Source organism: Pseudoalteromonas sp. P1-8, assembly GCF_001399985.1.
Taxonomy (GTDB): Bacteria; Pseudomonadota; Gammaproteobacteria; order Enterobacterales; family Alteromonadaceae; genus Pseudoalteromonas.
In genome coordinates, this window is sequence record NZ_LJSO01000004.1 from 319,797 (window position 1) to 337,626 (window position 17,830).

Below are 17,830 nucleotides of genomic sequence, written 5' to 3' on the forward strand. Positions count from 1 at the left end.
TACGCTAGCAACTAACTTCGCTGCAATGCTTATTTCAAGGTAGCCACATGACTTTAACAACACCGGGATTGTTATTCCCAGCAATTTCTTTACTGTTACTTGCTTACACCAACCGTTTTTTGGTGCTTGCTCAACTTATTAGAGAACTCAATGCACGTGAAGGGGAAAGTATCCGCCCATTAGTTGTTGCACAAATTACCAATTTAAGAAAACGCATTAAACTCATTCGGGTGATGCAGGTTTATGGTGTTGCCTCTTTTCTGATGTGTACCTTATCAATGTTTGCATTATTTATAGAGTTTAATACTACAGGAATCATTTTATTTGGTATCAGCCTCGCTTGCTTAGCCTTGTCACTTCTCACCTCTTTGTATGAGATCCACATTTCTTGTGATGCTATTGAAATCGAATTAAAGAATATCGAAAAAAAACCAGTTTCAGATAAGGCAGAGTAAATTTCTGCCTCTATACTTATTGTATGAGATACAACAATAAGTGGTGTTTTTGTGGATGATTTCTTATTTTCTGAAGAACAGTTAGAAGAAAATAATTTAGAAACTGAAGAGCCTGAATACTGGCATATTCTTGTTGTTGATGATGAAGAAGATATCCATCAAGTTACGAAACTAGTATTAGCTGGCTTCACTTTCGAAAATAAAGGTCTGCGCTTTTATGACGCCTACTCTGCGGCCGAAGCAAAAGAGTTTTTAAAAAAAGATATTCCCTTTTCTGTTGCTCTAGTTGATGTGGTTATGGAAACCAACCATGCTGGTCTTGAGCTTATTCAATACATTCGCGATGAAATAGAAAACCACGATATTCGTTTAATTCTTCGCACAGGTCAGCCAGGTGAAGCCCCAGAAGAAGCGATTATCCGCGACTACGACATTAACGATTATAAAAACAAAACTGAGCTCACCGCGATTAAAATTAAAACCTTGCTTTACTCCGCGTTAAGAGCACACCGAGATATTCAAATTATAGACCGGCACAAGCATGGTCTTGAGCAGATCATCAACGCGTCCGCTAACTTTTTAAAATGTGACAGTGTTCATGAATTTGCTTCAACAATTTTAAGCCATGTCACTAACGTGATGGGCATTAATGACACGCAAATTTATTGTGCTGCAGCCGTTAATCTACAATCGTCACCAGCAAAAGATTTTCAATTGCTTGCAGCCTCAGGTTTAGGCCCCACACCACAGCAAAACACCATTCCTGATGAAGTAAAAAACTTATTTATAGATGCACATGAGCGAAAATCATCACTAAAAACAAGTAATGATTATATTGGTTACTTCCCTACCAAAGCCGGCCTTGAAACCATGCTTTATGTTCATAAAGGCAGTAAGTTACAGGCCACAGAACATCAACTGTTAGAGTTTTATGCCAACAATATCGCGCTTGCTTACGATAATTTAAAACTCAGAGAAATGGTAAAAGAGTCGCAAAAAGAGCTGTCGTACATTCTTGGAGAAGCAGTAGAAAAACGCTCTAAAGAAACCGGCTCTCACGTTAAACGTGTTGCTTTATATAGTGAGTTACTTGCTCAACTTTCAGAGCTTAATCCATTTCAATGTGAAATAATTAAGCTTGCTTCACCACTACATGACATTGGTAAAATCAGCATTCCAGACAGCATATTGAATAAACCGGGTAAACTCACTGATGATGAGTGGGAAATAATGAAAACCCATGCAGAAATCGGCTATGAAATATTAAAAAACTCAAGTAACGAGATATTGACATGCGGTGCTTTAATTTCTTACCAGCATCATGAAAAGTGGGATGGTTCAGGGTATCCGCAAGGTTTAATGGCAGACGATATTAATATAGTTGGCCGCATAACCGCCCTCGCCGATGTGTTTGACGCCCTTTGCAGCGACCGTTGTTATAAGAAGGCATGGCCATTAGAAGAGGCGTTAACTCTCATAAAAGATCAGCGCGCGAAACATTTTGATCCAATTCTAGTCGACTTATTACTTGAAAATTTACCACTTTTCTTAGAGATTAAGGACCGTTATCCTGATTAGATGTAACTTTTCTGTAAAACACTTCCCAAAATAGGTACAATAATTTACTATGCCTACCGTGAAGTATAATAATATTGCCTGGACGTAAAAGGCTTACTTATAACAAGGGACTATTAAAGTGAGATTTGAACAACTTGAACAATTTGTGGCGCTCGGGGTGCTGAGGCATTTCCGACAAGCTGCAGAAAAAACCCAAATCAGCACTTCAGCGTTAACTCGCAGTATTCAGACGCTCGAAGATGAAATTGGCTATGAGCTCGTTACCCGCTCTACACGCTCAGTTAAGTTAACCAAAGAAGGTGAACTTTTTCTTGAGTACGCTAAACAAACCCTCGACAATCTAGAAGAAACCAAAAAGCGTTTATTCGAATCTTTAAACGGTTGCACTAACGAAAAATTAGTTATTGGTTATACCAACAAAGCAAGCACGGTCGTGCCTGTTTCTTGCGGCCAATTTTTAGCGCAGTATCCGCATGTAAAAATAGAGATGCAACTACAAGAGCAAAGTGAACTTGTACGTAAACTGCAATTAGGTGAAATTGATATTAGCGTATGCTCTCAGGCAATGAACAGCATTGGTAGTGATATACATTTACCTGATCAACTGATTATTTTTGTAGCTAAAAACCACCCACTTGCGCATAAGAGCGACATTAGTAAACGCGACTTTGCAGACTACCCAATGTACAGCTGTTTTTCACAGTCTAAACAAGTGCAAGCTATGCTAAACGATGCTATCGAGTCTTTTGATAAAACATCAAGCATCAAAGTAGGTAGTATTGAGCAAGTAATGAATGGCCTTAAAAAGTCAAACCACATCGCAATAGCCAGTATTGAACACACAAATATTGTCTCTTCAGACCCAGATTTACTGTTATTGAAAACCAATAAAGGTATCGCACACGAGCAGCTTGTGATCCAAACAAATCAACAAATCAATGAGAATTCTCATGTTAGTCATTTACTTGACCTCATTGAAAAAACGGCGTTATCAAGCCAAAGCTAAAAGCTATTTTATATGCTGCTAGCCTGTAATTAATCAGGCTAGCCAATCCCCTTTATTTCTTCATTTTTTTACTGCATAAAAAGCGTGCATCACACAATTTTTCATATACACTTACGCACCTTTTTTTGATTGTGCACATGAATGACCGCACCGCTTATTACCGACACATACTTAGATGCTATTGAACGTACAGGATATGCTGTTGTTGAAAACGCGATTGATGAAAGCTTAATTGCCGATTTAATTGCAGATTGCTATCGCATTAACCCGCATTTCCATACTGCAGGTATTGGCCGATTAAACGACCAACAAATAGATAAAACCGTGCGTAAAGATAAAACCTTTTGGTTTGATAGCTCAAGCCAAGCACAAATTACTTATCTTGCGACCATGGAAGCGATAAAGACACAGTTAAATCGTGGCTTCTATTTAGGCTTATTTGATTATGAATGCCATTATGCAAAGTATCAACAAGGTGACTTTTATAAAAAGCACTATGATGCCTTCAAAGGCCGTTCGAATCGCATTTTTACAACGGTTTGTTACTTAAATACGCCAGAGTCTGGCGGTGAATTGGTGATCTACAAACCAAAAAGTAAAGACATTGAAATAGTCATTAAACCTCAAGCGGGCTTATTGGTGATGTTTGAAAGCGAACGCTTTATGCATGAAGTATTACCCGCAAACGATGTACGCTACTCTATTGCGGGCTGGTTCAGAAAAAATACCTCAATCAGCGGTATTATCGACCCACCAAGGTAATTAAAACGGCAGTGGCAAGGATGCTGCTATACCGATAAAAATCACTAACCCTACATAATGGTTATTCAAAAACGCTTTGAAACAAGGATCTCGCTCTCGTTTATGAATAAGCATTTGTTGATAAAGTAAAAAAACAACCGCTGCAGCTAAGCCCAGCCAATAAGGAAAACCAAGGTGATTACTCGTACCTATGTAAGCAAGAATCGTAATAAACAAGGCATTGAGTAAAAAAATGATGTGTCTGTCATAGCTGGCAAACAAGATTGCTGTTGATTTAACGCCAATCTTTAAATCATCATCTCTATCAACCATGGCATACATAGTGTCATAAGCCACAGTCCAAACAAGATTCGCGATAAATAGTAGCCATGCTTCTAATGGCACTGAGCCAATTGATGCCATATAGGCCATTGGAATAGCCCAACTGAATGCAGCACCAAGCACAACTTGCGGTAATTGCGTGTAGCGTTTCATAAATGGATAACAAAACGCCAGTGCTAAGGCACCAAACGACAATAATATCGTTGACCACCCGAGTGTTAATACTAAACCAAAGGCCACAACAATAAGCAGTACAAATAAGCTCAGAGCTTCACCACTTGATACCAAACCTGATGCCAGCGGTCGCTGGGCTGTGCGCTTAACAGAGCCATCTATTTTACGATCGGCAAAGTCATTAATTACACACCCAGCACTGCGCATCACAAAGACGCCCAAACTAAAAACCACAAAATTTAATAAGCTCGGCGTGCCAAGCTCAGCAAGCCACAGCGCCCAATAAGTTGGCCACAATAGTAACAAGGTGCCAATTGGCTTATCGGTACGCATTAACTGTTTATAGTAAGGTATATGTGCGACCTTAAGTGCAGCTAGCTTCATAGGTAAATATACGCTCCAGGTAAGAATACTTCAGCCACGAGAAAATGAGCATTAGATAAGCTAAAAACACTGCGTCTTCCCCACAATGGTTGTGAAGAGAAGCCAATTTCAGATGTTAAAGCTTGGATAGCGTGCTGCTGTGAAAATTCAGCAACTTCTATTTCTGTGCGCGATAAGCTTGGGTCTTGAAAAATAACATCACCGAGCGGCCTTGTTCCCATACTTAGTAACTGCTGCTTTTTTAATGTATCATCTGCCGGCAACCAGCTTTGTGCATAAACCATCGGTTTACCATCGCATAGAAGTAACACTTCGCGATTTAATGCCTGACTTAGAGAGGTATTGAGTAACGCTTGTTGCTCGGCGGTTAGGTCAAATGGCGCCTCGTTTAAAACTTCAACTGAAAAAGCCCGACAGTGACTTTTAAGCTTGGCTGTTAATGACCCAGCTTCAAGCAACCAACCTTGCTGTTGTTGCGTCAAATCTGGAAATGCTGAAGCAGGCTGCCAATTTGCAGCTAATGAAACTGGGAATGTGATCACAACGACTCATTATTTTTAAATACCGTGCAAATGATATCACTGCTGCACGTTTCGAAAAAGTCATGATTTAATCTCAAGCAGGGTTAAAAAACGCAGAACAGCCTGTATCTTGAGTGAATTTGGGTATAGACTAAAAATCATTGAAAGGGTGGAATATTCTTAACTATGAAAAAATCATTGTTATCAATTTACTTGATAAGCATGCTACTTGTTACTGCAACAAGTTGGTCTGTACGCGCTGAATCAAATGTTGGCTACTTTGGTTTTGAGCCTGACATCATCACAAACTACATAGGTCAAGGTAATAAAAAGCTTGGCTATGTTCGTATTACGGTGGATCTCATGCTCAATGATCTATCTGATATCGCAATCGTAGAACATCACACTCCACTATTACGTGATGCGATTGTTGAAATACTCTCAAAAGAGCCTGAAGAAAACATTAAATCGCTTACCGGTCGCGAAGAAATCAGAAAGCGCTGCACCGAAAAGCTAAAAGCACTGCTAAAACAAGAAACAGGACAAGAAATTGTCCGAGAAGTGTTATTTACTAAGTATTTATATCATTAATTGTAAGATGGCGGCATAAGCCGCCATTTTTATTTACGCGATTATTTGCCTGAAAACAGCTTGTCTGACACGGCATAAGCCATACCAGCCAATAACCCCGCTAAATGCGCCCAGTTCGCCATACTCACAGGTAACATATTTACAAAGCCTAGAATAAGCCATACCAGCATAAAACCAACAATGCTATTACTCACTAGTGGCGGCTCTGTTGGCCTCATTACGCTGTAAATCCAACAAAAACCCAGTAAGCCATACACAACGCCGCTTAGACCACCAAAGTTAGGCCCAGCTACTAAAAACTGTGCCCAGTTACTAATGAATGCCGTCACTAAAAATAAACCCACTAAGGTTAATTTGCCACTGCGTTTTTCTATATCGTTACCCAGCGTCATCCACCAGATCAAATTAAAAATAAGATGAATAGCGCTAAAATGCACAATGGCAGGTGTAAACCAAGTTAGTGGCTGTGCAGGGTTGAACTGCAACATACTGTAAATAGTTTCAAAACCACCTAATAAGAAGGCAATAAATATAGCTATCGAGACTAAAGTAACCGTACGGTTTAGCCAGCTTAATGCCTTAAAGCGGGCTTTTAAATTAAGGGATTGCCCCTGATATGACAGAGGCGATTGTGTACTGCCTACCTGCCATGAAGCTTGTTGGTATTTTTCGTCATGAGGGTTAGCAGCAAACTCCTGCCAAAGTGGTTGAGCTTGATGAAAGTGCTCTGGAGCAACACAAATAATCACAGTTTGTCCATCTTGCGAGCGCAGCTCTCCATGTAAGCCCTTACTTTTTATGTAATCTATAAAGCCTTGTGCGGCGCGAGGATTATTTATGCTACCCAACTCAATCATCGTTCAATGTGCTCCGGAAGTTGCGTTTGCCAAGCTGTAAAGCCACCATCCATGCTGTATACGTCTTCAAACCCCTGCTCTACTAAATAGCTCGCAGCACCTTGAGAACTCACACCATGATAGCAAACGATGATGATTGGCTGATCAAACTCTTTATGCATCATAAATTCGCTGATATTAGCATTTGATAAATGCTCAGCGCCTGGGATATGCCCAGTTTGAAATGAGTTAGGATCGCGAATATCGGCAATCACAACCTCTTCTTTATCTAACAGCGCAAATGTTTCGCTCACTGAAATATGTTTATACGACATAGTACTCTCTAAACTAAAAAGGCGGCCAAAGCCGCCTTATCAAATTACTCGGTATTAATCCCAGTTGAGGATTACTTTACCTGATTGGCCTGAAATCATTGTATCAAAGCCTGCTTGGAAGTCATCCACGGAGAACTGGTGAGTGATAATTGGTTTCAGATCAAGACCTGACTGAATTAGACTCGCCATCTTGTACCAAGTTTCAAACATTTCACGGCCGTAAATACCTTTAATAATTAGACCTTTGAAAATAACCTGGTTCCAATCAACCGCCATATCTGAAGGTGGAATACCTAACATGGCAATTTTACCGCCGTGATTCATGTTGTTTAGCATGCTGTTAAATGCAACTGGCACACCTGACATTTCAAGACCAATATCAAAGCCTTCGGTCATGCCAAGCTCTTTCATTACATCTTCAAGCTTTTCAGTTGCTACGTTTACAGCACGAGTCGCGCCCATTTTACGTGCTAAATCTAAGCGGTATTCGTTTACATCGGTGATAACCACATGACGTGCACCAACATGTTTGGCAACAGCAGCAGCCATGATACCAATAGGACCAGCACCTGTGATTAATACGTCTTCACCTACTAAGTCAAACGACAACGCTGTGTGTACTGCATTACCGAATGGGTCAAAGATTGATGCTAGTTCATCAGGAATGTTATCTGGAATTTTAAATGCGTTGAAAGCTGGGATCACAAGGTATTCAGCAAATGCACCTTCGCGGTTAACACCTACGCCTGTTGTATTACGACATAAATGAACACGACCAGCGCGACAGTTACGACAGTGACCACAGGTAATATGGCCTTCACCAGAAACACGGTCACCCACTTGGAAACCACGTACTTCCTGACCCATATCAACCACTTCACCTACATACTCGTGACCAACAACCATTGGCGTAGGAATTGTATTTTGTGCCCACTCATCCCATTTATAAATATGGACATCTGTTCCACAAATTGCTGTTTTGCGGATTTTAATAAGCAGATCGTTATGGCCAACTTCAGGTTTTGGCGCATCAGTCATCCAGATCCCTGGTTCTGCTTTTAATTTAGATAATGCTTTCATGATTTACACTCAATTAAACAAAACCGAAGCAAAAGCTTCGGTTTAGGAAATAAAATTAGATAACACCCATTTCTTTACCAATACGGGTAAAGGCAGCAATAGCGGTATCTAATTGCTCTTTTGTATGCGCCGCAGAAATTTGCGTACGAATACGTGCTTGGCCTTTTGGTACTACAGGGAATGAGAAACCTGTTACGTAAATACCTTCAGCAAGTAATTTGTCAGCCATGGCTGAGGCAACTTTAGCATCGCCTAACATGACAGGGATAATAGCGTGGTCTTTGCCTGCACAGGTAAATCCTGCTGCTTCCATTTGTTCACGGAAATACTTTGCGTTATCCCAAAGCTTAGCGCGTAATTCGCCACCATTGCTTAGCATCTCAAGTACTTTAATTGATGCAGTAACAATTGATGGTGCAAGTGAGTTTGAGAAAAGGTATGGACGAGAGCGTTGACGTAACCACTCAACAATTTCTTTTTTACCTGAAGTGTAACCGCCTGATGCGCCACCAAGTGCTTTACCAAGGGTACCTGTGATGATATCAACACGGTCAAGTACACCACAATACTCTGGCGTACCTTTACCATTTTCACCAACAAAACCAACCGCGTGAGAGTCATCAACCATCACTAATGCATCATATTTATCAGCTAGGTCACAAACCGCTTCAAGGTTACAAATGACGCCGTCCATTGAGAAAACACCGTCAGTAGCGATTAGCTTAGTTTTAGCACCCGCTTCATCAGCAGCAATAAGTTGCTTTTCAAGGTCGCTCATGTCGTTATTTGCATAGCGGAAACGCTTTGCTTTACAAAGACGCACACCATCAATGATCGAAGCATGGTTTAGGGCGTCTGAGATGATTGCATCATCTGGGCCTAAGATTGTTTCGAATAAACCTGCGTTTGCATCAAAACATGATGAGTAAAGAATAGTGTCTTCTGTTTCTAAGAACTCTGAGATCTTTTGCTCTAAAGTTTTATGAATATCTTGAGTACCACAAATAAAGCGTACAGACGCAACACCAAAACCATGATCTTCAAGGCCTTGTTGAGCTGCTTTAATTAACTCTGGGCTATTTGCTAAGCCAAGGTAGTTATTAGCACAAAAGTTAATGACCTTATCACCAGAGGCAACTTCAATTTGAGCCTGTTGCTGTGACGTGATAACACGCTCGCTTTTGTATAAGCCTTCAGCTTTCACTTCATCAATTTGCTGCTGCAACTGATTAAAAAACGCAGATGCTCTCATCTGTAATCTCCACATATTCTTGTATCTAACCAGAAATGATTAGCATGACATTAAATTTTGCGCCTATTGTAAAAGCTTAGCCGAACAATTGCACTGTTTGCAGTTCGTCGCAGACCGTAAGGGTTGCGAAATAAACTGGTCTTACCTGCTAAGACTGTAAAATTAAAGCAGGTAACTCAGCTAAAGACTCGCAGACCACATCAGCGTGTTGTTCTGTTGACTCGGCATAACTTTGCCCTGAGCGAACTAAAACACGGGTCGCGATATTAGCTCTTTCAGCGGCAATAAGATCGCCAAGCTTATCGCCAACCATAATACTTTGTGATGGATCGATTTGATGCTCATCAATGGCTTGTAAAAGCATACCCGGGGCAGGCTTGCGACAATTACACTCTTGCAAATAGGCAGGTTCTGCTTTGCTTGGATGATGCGGACAAAAATAGACATCAAGAATAGCAACGCCATGGCGTAAAAATTCGCCCTTCATCCACTCAGTGAGGTTGTAAAAATCTTGCTCTGAATAATAACCACGGCCAATACCTGACTGGTTAGTTACCACCACAATTTTATAACCGGCATCAGAGAAGGCTTTGCACGCCTCAAATACACCAGGTACAAATTCAAACTCTTCAGGTTTGTATACATAGCCATGATCAATATTGACCACACCATCACGGTCTAAAAATAAAACTTTGCTCATTACAATTGCTCTTTATCTACCACGTGGTCAAACATCGAAATCACCTTTTCAATACTTATTTGCGCCATTAAATCAGCCCCTTTAACGCGTGTTCCCCAAGGTAGCTCTTGCGCTGTTTTGCCTGTTTGCTCACGTAAGTTTTGGTGATAAACCTCAACAACATAATCTTGATATAAATAAGGCCCTGTGCGTTTTGGGTTTGAGTGGGCATACAAACCAATAACAGGCGTTCCTACCGTTACCGCCATATGTGCAGGCCCAGTATCAGGAGCTAACACTAACGCCGCACGTTTCAAAACACATAACAGTTCTTTTAGTTGAGTTTTCCCTACTAAGTTAAGCACAGGAGCCGAACTCTGCGCGATAATTTGCTCAGCAAGCTCAATCTCTAAAGGGGTTGGGCCGCCAGTAATAACCACCGAAAAGCCTTGTTGATGAGCATGTTCAGCAAGTGCAGCATAACGCTCAGGTAACCAATTACGCTCTTTTTTACTTGCCGCAGGCGAGATAACAAAAATACGCCCGGCTAAACGCTCATCGCCTAATAGCGCATCGGCTGCTTGTTGGTGCTGTGCAGTAATTGGCATTTGCCATTGAGGTTTGTAATCAGGGGTCCCTATTGCTTGAGCAAAACCTTTAAAGCCTTCTAATACATGCGCCTCTGATTGCGGGGCAATCCGCTTATTAATAAACAAGCTATGTAACTCTTTTGAGCGAGCCCAATCAAACCCCACTTTGACCTTTGCCGGAATACAACGGGCTGCTAGATTCGCTCTGAGTGCAACTTGCATATGTAAGAGCACATCAAATTTACGCCCTTTAAAAGTATCTTTTAGTTGCTGATAAGCCTGTTTGCCCTGCTTTTTATCGAACACAACAAACTCAACGCCAGGTAAATCAGCCAGTAACATGGCCTCAACTTTACCAATCACCCAAGTAATTTTTGCCTTCGGATGTGCCTTTTGAATTGCTTGCACTGCTGATACGGCATGACATACATCACCAATAGCCGAAAGCCTTAAAATACAAATATCTGAATAGGAGGTTGATTGAGTCACGTGCGCCCTTAGCTACAGCAAATAATATGCGATCTTAAATTAACTTGATGCTAATGCAAGCACTTATGCGAAAAGCTAAAAATACGGTAAGATAGCGCTAATTTTATTTAATCTTGAAGTTGTTATGTTTGAAACTCAGCATCTACAAAACACCACCCTTTTGTGTCACCCAGCTTATAAAGATGAGCTCTCGCAACAGTGGTTCGATGCCAATTATTGGCAACAACAAGATAAAATAGTTGGCGCAAAAAAAGGCCGCGCGACAGCGTGGTTTTTTAAACATCAACAGCTTACAGGCGTTCTGCGTCACTATTGGCGCGGTGGGTTAGTAGGTAAGTTACTGAGCGATCAGTACCTATATGTTGGTTTAAAACAAACTCGTGTCTATAAAGAGTTTACACTGATGATGCGCTTACTTGAGCTTGGCCTAAACGTACCGACACCCATTGCGGCAAAAATTACCACCCGCGGCTTAATCTATCGCGGCGATATCATTACCGAGGCAGTGACAGGCGCAAAAAGCGTGTTAGATATTTTAATCACGCGCCCACTCAGCCAGTCTGAACTCAAAGCGATTGCAGTCACCCTCAGCGAGTTCCACAATCACGGCGTCTATCACGCAGATTTAAACATCAATAACATTTTGTTTGATGATGCAGGCAAGGTGTTTATCATCGACTTTGACCGCGGTGAAATCAAACAACCGCACGCTAGCTGGCAAACAGAGAATATCAAACGCCTTGCCCGTTCATTTGCAAAAGAGCAAGGCCGTAACGAAGTGATGCATTGGCAACAAAGTGATTGGCAGTCACTGGTGTGTGACTACCAAGCATTGCTTAAGACTTAATTTTGCTAATTACGTTAGAAGTTGAGCAACCATTAAGAAACTCAAGTACTTCGACTTTGCCGCCATGGCGTAGAACATGATCGGCACCGGCAATTTGGTCAACGGTGTAATCACCACCTTTAACCAGTACATCAGGGCTAATTTGCTCAATAAGCTTAGCTGGCGTGTCATTTTCTTCAATGCTGCCAAATGGAATAACCCAATCAACTGACCCTAGCGCACTTAATACCATGGCACGTTCATCCAGCGGATTAATTGGTCTTTCTGGGCCTTTTAAACGAGAGATTGATTCGTCATTATTTAAGCCAACAACAAGTCTGTCACCTCTTGCTTTTGCCTGTGCTAGGTAGCGCACATGACCTGCGTGTAGAATGTCAAAGCAGCCATTAGTGAACACTATTTTTTCACCATTTTGCTTAGCAAACTCAATGTGCTGAAGCACATCTTCAAAAGGCGTTTGGTAATGCTCGCCAGTTTGCTGTAAATATTGACCAAGCTTACGGCTCAACTCTTCTGGCGACACGGTTGCGGCACCCAGTTTACTCACCGCAATACCTGCTGCAAGGTTGGCAATTTCAACTGCATCTTTTGCAGCCATTCCCGCACCAAGCATCACTGCTAATGTCGCGATTACGGTATCGCCTGCGCCAGTAACATCGCTGACTTCAAGTTGTTGGGCTGCAAAATCATGTTTTTCTGCTTGGCTAATTAACGACATGCCCTGCTCTGAGCGCGTTAATAGCATAGCTGCAATACCAGCCTCATTGATTAGATCACGAGCGCTTTGGGTTAAGCTATGCTCAGAATCAGTTTTACCACCAGCAAGTTTAAATTCGTTTAAATTAGGTGTTATATAATCAGCACCTCGGTATAAGCTTAAATCAGATGATTTAGGATCAATAAGAACCGTTTTACCCGCTTTCTTTGCAACCTGAACCATTTGTTGAATTAAGCTCAGTGAGCCTTTGTTATAGTCAGAAAACAACACAAAATCGTAGTCATTTAAAACCAGCTCTAAACGGTTTAATAACAGTTGACTGTGTTGCTCAGTAAAGGTCTCTTCAAGATCAAGACGCACAACTTGTTGATGGCGGCTGATTACTCGCATTTTAGAAATAGTCGGTAAATCGCAAACACTCACTAATTGCGAATCAATTTTCTCTGAACTTAAAATTGTTTCGAGGATTTGCCCACTTTCATCTTCACCAACTAAGCCTAGTAGGCCCACTTTACCATCTAAACGGGCAATATTTTTTGCAACGTTTGCTGCACCACCGGCTTTGTCTTCAAACTTACTGACTTTTACAACAGGTACAGGGGCTTCAGGCGAAATACGACCTGAGTCACCATGCCAGTATCTATCTAGCATGACATCACCAACGACTAAAATACGCGCCTTTGAAAGGTTTTTTAGTAACGCTAAATCCATTACTTTTGCTCCGCTACAACCATATCGAGGGCTTCGCATAACCAATGCCCGATAAACATGTGCGCCTCTTGGATACGCGCGGTTTCATCATTTTTAATAATAATAGGTAGCTTAGCGATATCTTTTACCTTACCACCATCTCGACCTGTTAATGCCACAGTAAAGGCGCCGATTTCATTTGCCGCTGCCAGTGCTAGGTTGATGTTAGGGCTAGTACCTGAGGTGGTTAAACCAATCACCAAATCTTCAGGTTTACATAACGCCTGCACTTGTCGCTCAAATACAGTATCAAAATGATAGTCGTTACTGTGAGCGGTTAAAATTGAGGTGTCTGTTGTCAATGCGATAGAAGCAAGTGGGCCGCGCTCCAATTTATAACGCACAACAAACTCTGCAGCTAAATGCTGCGCATCAGCCGCGCTACCACCATTACCAAACCAAATAACCTTACCACCTGCTTGCAAAGCACTGTGGCAAGCTTCAAGTAGTTGCATTACTTCAGGGTGGTAGGTTTCCATCGTTTCAAATAACATTTGATGACGATTTAAACTTTCGAGGTAGCTTGCCGCTACAGAATCAAGATTAGACATAAATATTCCTTAAAAAGTTTTAACGGCTTGCTTACCAAAAATAGGCTACAGATAACCAAGTATAGTTATCGCCAAATACATCTTCACCATAGGTAAAAGTTGCCTCTAGTGTATGCTCATTTAATTGACGTGTGTTACTTAGTTGAAGTTCAATAGCATCATCATATTCTTCGCTAAATCCACCTATATCGTATTCATAATTGCTTTTATTAGAAATAGTCGACAGTTTAGCGCGCCATAAAGACTGAAAAGATTCAGAATAGGTCATTTCTAAAACATTTACTTCCGACGGTACGCCGTCACCAAAGTAGCGCTGATCTGCAGCAAAGTGTCCGACAACAAATCCATCTACTGTATTGCCCATAGTAGGATAAATATAATTTTTATACCAAAAGCTGTGCATATTGGTATGTTCAAATCTAAAACTTATTGAGTCTGTCAATTTAGGAAAGAAAGCCCCTAAACTATAAGCAACATTACCAAATTGATAGTTTTTGTGCTCTTTAGTATCTTCACCGCCGTATTCAAAATAAAGCTCAGTTGGTAATCCCCAATTAAAATTTATTACGTTTGTAATTGAAGCGAACTGATCGCCTAGTTCCGCATCAGGGCTTCCGACTAAAGCAACATTATCATTTCCGGCGGGATCAAAAAATGCGTCAAATACATCACCAGCATCTACTTTACGAGGCCCACCGCCAAATTGCATCATACGATTGATACCAATTTTCCAACCTTCAAGAGGTTCAATACTGAAGTGAGTACCTGCAAGTTTAGGCGTACCACTATGAAGTTCACCTTGATAAAGAATACCATTATCAACATGTTCTAATTCTGAATAATACAATTCAAAATCAAAATTCCACCAATTATGGGCTGGCTTTACCATGCCAATCGAAATAGAGGGTGCAGTTTTAGCATTGGTAGAAATGATTTGCGCAGAATGCTTAAACGGCGAGAACCAGTGTTCTTTATAACCCAGATTTAACTGCAAATCTTCACCAGCAAAACTGATAAACGAATTGTAATTTACAAACTTATTTGCTTTGGCTCGATAATCAACACCAACTTGTACTAACATGTGGTCATTGGCACGCCAAATACCTTCGAAAAAGCCTTGTCCCCACTCATCAGAGCTGAGTCCGCGTTGGTTAGCAATTTTCTTTGAATTATCTGTATCAACTTGTAATTTTACACCGACACGAGTCACTGCATCATTACTTTGATAGGGTTTGATTTTAAAGCGAATAGCGGCTGCTAACTCTGGCTTTTCCTTTTCAAGCACCAAAAGCGCTTTCTCGACTTCTGCTAAACGATAGGGTTTAGCCATAGGTGTGCCAAAGGTTAGTGCAAACAAAGTATCTAATTGATGATCTAGCTGTGCATCCATGCCGATAGGTAAGTAGGCGGTTGGTGTTGCAAATAAAGGCATTGAGCAACAAAAAAAAGCACCAATTACCGTGGCTTTTATCATTTTAAATTTCATAACTGCTTCGTTGATTTATTAAGTAACCGAAATATTACCAAATATGCCACTGCGAAACACTCAAAACTCTCATTGATAACCGTTTTTAACATTTTATATTTAGATCGCGTATGTTCCACGCTATCATAACGTTTTACCCATTTAGGCTAAGCAATGGCGCGCATTTTATACTCTTTACTTTTATACCTACTAAGTCCACTGGTTGTTTTTTACCTGTATGTTTTACGTGGCAAAAAGAATAAGGGTTACCGTGAGCATTTTGCTGAGCGCTTTGGCTTTTCGAACTTATCTCATCACGATGTTGTTTTTCATTGTGCCTCTGTAGGGGAAGTGTTAGCGGCAACCCCGCTTATTAAGGCTGTTCAATCAGAAAATCCAGCGCTTACTATTTTAGTAACCTGTAATACCCCAACAGGTCGCGAGCAAATAAAAAATAACTTTAAAGATGCGGTTAGCTTTAGTTATTTACCGATTGATTTTTTTTTCGCTACCAATCGATTTTTAAAACGAATCCAGCCAAAGGTACTGTGTATTTTAGAAACTGAGCTTTGGCCAAACCTTATGGCGCAAAGCAACAATTACGGCACAAAAGTACTTGTTTTAAATGCCCGACTTTCAGCTAAATCACAGCAAGGCTACCAAAAGGTAATGCCTTTAACTAAGGTGATAATGCGGTCAATTAGCGACTTGGCCAGTCATAATCAAGATGATGCCAAACGTTTTATTGAACTTGGTTTAAAACCTGAAAAGGCACGCGTATTTGGCTCAATTAAATTTGATATCACGCCTACAGAAGAGCAATTAAATAAAGTTGCAGTACTAAAAAAACAGTATAACAACGAGCGCTTTATCTGGGTTGCAGGCTCCACTCACCCTGTTGAACATGAGCTTATTTTAACTGCTCATGAAAAGCTGTTAAAAGCGTTACCCCACGCACTTTTGATTATTGCTCCACGTCACCCAGAGCAATTTGATAAAGTCGCTGAAGTTTTAAAAAGCTCAAATTTGAGCTTTAGCCGTCGCAGTGAAGATAACTATAACAACCAACAAGTTGTGTTAGCTGACACGTTAGGTGAGTTACAATGCTTATATGGTGTGGCAAACATCAGCTATGTTGGTGGTAGTTTAATCGAGCGAGGCGGCCATAATCCGTTAGAGTCAGCAGCGTTTTCTGTTGGCGTATTAGCAGGTCCTCATACCTATAACTTTGACCATATTTATCCTGAGCTGATTAGTGCTCAAGGAGCTAAAACCGTTACCGATGAAAATCACCTTGCTGACACACTTATCGCTTTGAGTACTGATGTACAAAAGACGATTAAGCTCGGTCAACAAGCTCAGAAATGCGTTGCTAACAATCAAGGCGCCATCAGTAAAACGGTTAATTTAATTGAGCTTTACTTAGAAAAGTAAGATAGAAAAGTAAAATAGAATAGAGAAATAATGTGACTTCAAAGCAAGCGATGAATCGCCCAGAAATACAAATGCGCGAATGGGTATCAAGCGTAATCGTAAAATACAATTTCTGCCCGTTTGCCCGTAAAGAAGTTGAAAGCAATTGCATTCATTATCAAATCAGTCAGTCTATTACGCTTGATGATGCAGTAATGGATATGCTTGAGCAATGTAGCGCGTTAGACCAACAAGCAGAGCGCGAAACCACTTTATTAATGTTTGAGCAAGGCTTTAAGGATTTTGAAGAGTTCTTAGATTTAGTCGATTTAGCCAATGCGCTTTTAGCTGCGCAAGGCTATGAAGGTAAGTATCAAATAGCCAACTTTCATCCTGACTATGTGTTTGCTGATAGCGATGACAGCGACGCTGCAAACTATACGAATCGTGCACCTTACCCAACACTGCATTTGATCCGTGAAGCCAGCATGAGCGAAGCGTTAGACAGCTACGATGAACCCGAATCGATCCCAGAGCACAACATTAAACTAGCAAGACGCAAAGGCATCGACTTTTGGCAGCAGCTGCTGCAAAACTGCATCGATAAGCGCTAACACCTACCGGCGTTTAATAGATAAAAAGCCAGCAATGCTGGCTTTTTATTTTTTATAGCTATTAAATTTAGTGAGTTATTTTTTTACCCACTCACCGTTCACTTCAATGTAGTGACCCGGCTTAGTTTTTTCGATAGTTTTAGCCGCAGCAAGGGCTTCAACTTGTGCTAACGAAAGGTTGTTCTTTTTCGCAAGTTTTAAATATTGCTCTTTACGCTTTGCATTAATTTCGTCAACGACCGCTTTTGCTTCGCTGTTATTAACCACTAAACCTAAATAGCCTGAGCTGTCTTCACCCACTAAACCTTGGCTCTTTGCATCATCAAGGCTGATAGCCCAAGCAGAGAAAGATAAACAAACAGCACTGATCAAGGTGATCACATTTAGTTTTTTAAGTTGTAATTTACGCATGTGTGCTC

The 17,830-nt window shown here is 40.9% G+C and carries 20 protein-coding genes; 8 read left to right on the top strand and 12 right to left on the bottom strand.

Going from position 1 to position 17,830, the window contains the following annotated elements:
• Positions 1-47: 47 nt before the first annotated feature.
• The 4 genes from AN213_RS08360 (at position 48) to AN213_RS08375 (ending at position 3,801) form a co-directional block, all read left to right on the top strand.
• The gene (locus tag AN213_RS08360) at positions 48-455 is read left to right on the top strand and encodes a DUF2721 domain-containing protein (protein ID WP_054560956.1); all 408 of its coding nucleotides are present in this window, start codon (positions 48-50) and stop codon (positions 453-455) included.
• 51 nt (positions 456-506) lie between these two features.
• Entirely contained in the window at positions 507-2,033 is a 1,527-nt protein-coding gene (locus AN213_RS08365) for a response regulator (protein ID WP_055198285.1), read from the top strand.
• Between the two features lie 118 nt (positions 2,034-2,151).
• Complete coding sequence (locus tag AN213_RS08370; RefSeq protein ID WP_055198287.1) at positions 2,152-3,039, top strand: LysR family transcriptional regulator; 888 nt, start codon at positions 2,152-2,154, stop codon at positions 3,037-3,039.
• 141 nt (positions 3,040-3,180) lie between these two features.
• On the top strand, positions 3,181-3,801 hold the full coding sequence (locus AN213_RS08375) for a 2OG-Fe(II) oxygenase (RefSeq protein ID WP_054560959.1): 621 nt from the start codon (positions 3,181-3,183) through the stop codon (positions 3,799-3,801).
• On the opposite strand, the gene ubiA is transcribed toward AN213_RS08375, so the two are convergent.
• Positions 3,802-4,680 carry a 4-hydroxybenzoate octaprenyltransferase gene (gene ubiA, locus AN213_RS08380; protein ID WP_055198289.1) on the bottom strand — a complete coding sequence of 293 codons (879 nt, stop codon included), beginning with the start codon at positions 4,678-4,680 and terminating at the stop codon, positions 3,802-3,804.
• On the bottom strand, positions 4,677-5,222 hold the full coding sequence (locus AN213_RS08385) for a chorismate lyase (RefSeq protein ID WP_055198291.1): 546 nt from the start codon (positions 5,220-5,222) through the stop codon (positions 4,677-4,679). Before AN213_RS08385 ends, ubiA begins: the two co-directional genes overlap by 4 nt.
• 201 nt (positions 5,223-5,423) lie before the next feature.
• On the opposite strand from AN213_RS08385, the gene AN213_RS08390 reads away from it, so the two are divergent.
• Positions 5,424-5,792: a flagellar basal body-associated protein FliL gene (locus AN213_RS08390; RefSeq protein WP_371351978.1), complete on the top strand. Its 369-nt coding sequence runs from the start codon at positions 5,424-5,426 to the stop codon at positions 5,790-5,792.
• Between the two features lie 41 nt (positions 5,793-5,833).
• Here the strand turns inward: AN213_RS08390 and glpG are convergent, their stop codons facing one another.
• The 6 genes from glpG to AN213_RS08420 form a co-directional block, all read right to left on the bottom strand.
• On the bottom strand, positions 5,834-6,649 hold the full coding sequence (gene glpG / locus AN213_RS08395) for a rhomboid family intramembrane serine protease GlpG (protein ID WP_055198293.1): 816 nt from the start codon (positions 6,647-6,649) through the stop codon (positions 5,834-5,836).
• A complete protein-coding gene (gene glpE, locus AN213_RS08400; RefSeq protein ID WP_054560963.1) occupies positions 6,646-6,963 on the bottom strand; it encodes a thiosulfate sulfurtransferase GlpE in 318 nt (105 codons plus the stop codon). The genes glpG and glpE overlap by 4 nt, the downstream gene beginning before the upstream one ends.
• A gap of 54 nt (positions 6,964-7,017) precedes the next feature.
• Positions 7,018-8,043: an L-threonine 3-dehydrogenase gene (gene tdh / locus AN213_RS08405; RefSeq protein WP_054551064.1), complete on the bottom strand. Its 1,026-nt coding sequence runs from the start codon at positions 8,041-8,043 to the stop codon at positions 7,018-7,020.
• Positions 8,044-8,098: 55 nt separating this feature from the next.
• A complete protein-coding gene (locus AN213_RS08410) occupies positions 8,099-9,295 on the bottom strand; it encodes a glycine C-acetyltransferase (RefSeq protein ID WP_055198295.1) in 1,197 nt (398 codons plus the stop codon).
• Between the two features lie 148 nt (positions 9,296-9,443).
• On the bottom strand, positions 9,444-9,995 hold the full coding sequence (gene gmhB, locus AN213_RS08415) for a D-glycero-beta-D-manno-heptose 1,7-bisphosphate 7-phosphatase (RefSeq protein ID WP_055198297.1): 552 nt from the start codon (positions 9,993-9,995) through the stop codon (positions 9,444-9,446).
• Positions 9,995-11,053 carry a glycosyltransferase family 9 protein gene (locus AN213_RS08420; protein ID WP_055198299.1) on the bottom strand — a complete coding sequence of 353 codons (1,059 nt, stop codon included), beginning with the start codon at positions 11,051-11,053 and terminating at the stop codon, positions 9,995-9,997. The genes gmhB and AN213_RS08420 overlap by 1 nt, the downstream gene beginning before the upstream one ends.
• A gap of 124 nt (positions 11,054-11,177) precedes the next feature.
• Between AN213_RS08420 and AN213_RS08425 the strand changes: the two genes are divergently transcribed.
• Entirely contained in the window at positions 11,178-11,900 is a 723-nt protein-coding gene (locus AN213_RS08425; RefSeq protein WP_055198301.1) for a 3-deoxy-D-manno-octulosonic acid kinase, read from the top strand.
• On the opposite strand, the gene hldE is transcribed toward AN213_RS08425, so the two are convergent.
• Genes hldE through AN213_RS08440 form a run of 3 tightly spaced genes read right to left on the bottom strand, consistent with a single transcriptional unit; the run spans position 11,890 to position 15,405 of the window.
• Positions 11,890-13,329 (bottom strand): bifunctional D-glycero-beta-D-manno-heptose-7-phosphate kinase/D-glycero-beta-D-manno-heptose 1-phosphate adenylyltransferase HldE, encoded by a 1,440-nt coding sequence (hldE, locus tag AN213_RS08430; protein WP_055198303.1) that lies wholly within the window; start codon positions 13,327-13,329, stop codon positions 11,890-11,892. The two genes, AN213_RS08425 and hldE, sit on opposite strands and share 11 nt — an antisense overlap.
• Positions 13,329-13,919 carry an SIS domain-containing protein gene (locus tag AN213_RS08435; RefSeq protein ID WP_055198305.1) on the bottom strand — a complete coding sequence of 197 codons (591 nt, stop codon included), beginning with the start codon at positions 13,917-13,919 and terminating at the stop codon, positions 13,329-13,331. Before AN213_RS08435 ends, hldE begins: the two co-directional genes overlap by 1 nt.
• Before the next feature lie 31 nt (positions 13,920-13,950).
• Entirely contained in the window at positions 13,951-15,405 is a 1,455-nt protein-coding gene (locus tag AN213_RS08440; protein ID WP_095209722.1) for a capsule assembly Wzi family protein, read from the bottom strand.
• A gap of 153 nt (positions 15,406-15,558) precedes the next feature.
• Between AN213_RS08440 and waaA the strand changes: the two genes are divergently transcribed.
• A complete protein-coding gene (gene waaA, locus AN213_RS08445; protein WP_055198307.1) occupies positions 15,559-16,818 on the top strand; it encodes a lipid IV(A) 3-deoxy-D-manno-octulosonic acid transferase in 1,260 nt (419 codons plus the stop codon).
• Positions 16,819-16,868: 50 nt separating this feature from the next.
• Complete coding sequence (locus tag AN213_RS08450) at positions 16,869-17,411, top strand: DUF1415 domain-containing protein (RefSeq protein WP_054561196.1); 543 nt, start codon at positions 16,869-16,871, stop codon at positions 17,409-17,411.
• Positions 17,412-17,486: 75 nt separating this feature from the next.
• Here the strand turns inward: AN213_RS08450 and AN213_RS08455 are convergent, their stop codons facing one another.
• Positions 17,487-17,822, bottom strand: a complete 336-nt coding sequence (locus AN213_RS08455; protein WP_054551056.1) for a YdbL family protein — start codon at positions 17,820-17,822, stop codon at positions 17,487-17,489.
• Positions 17,823-17,830 lie beyond the last annotated feature (8 nt).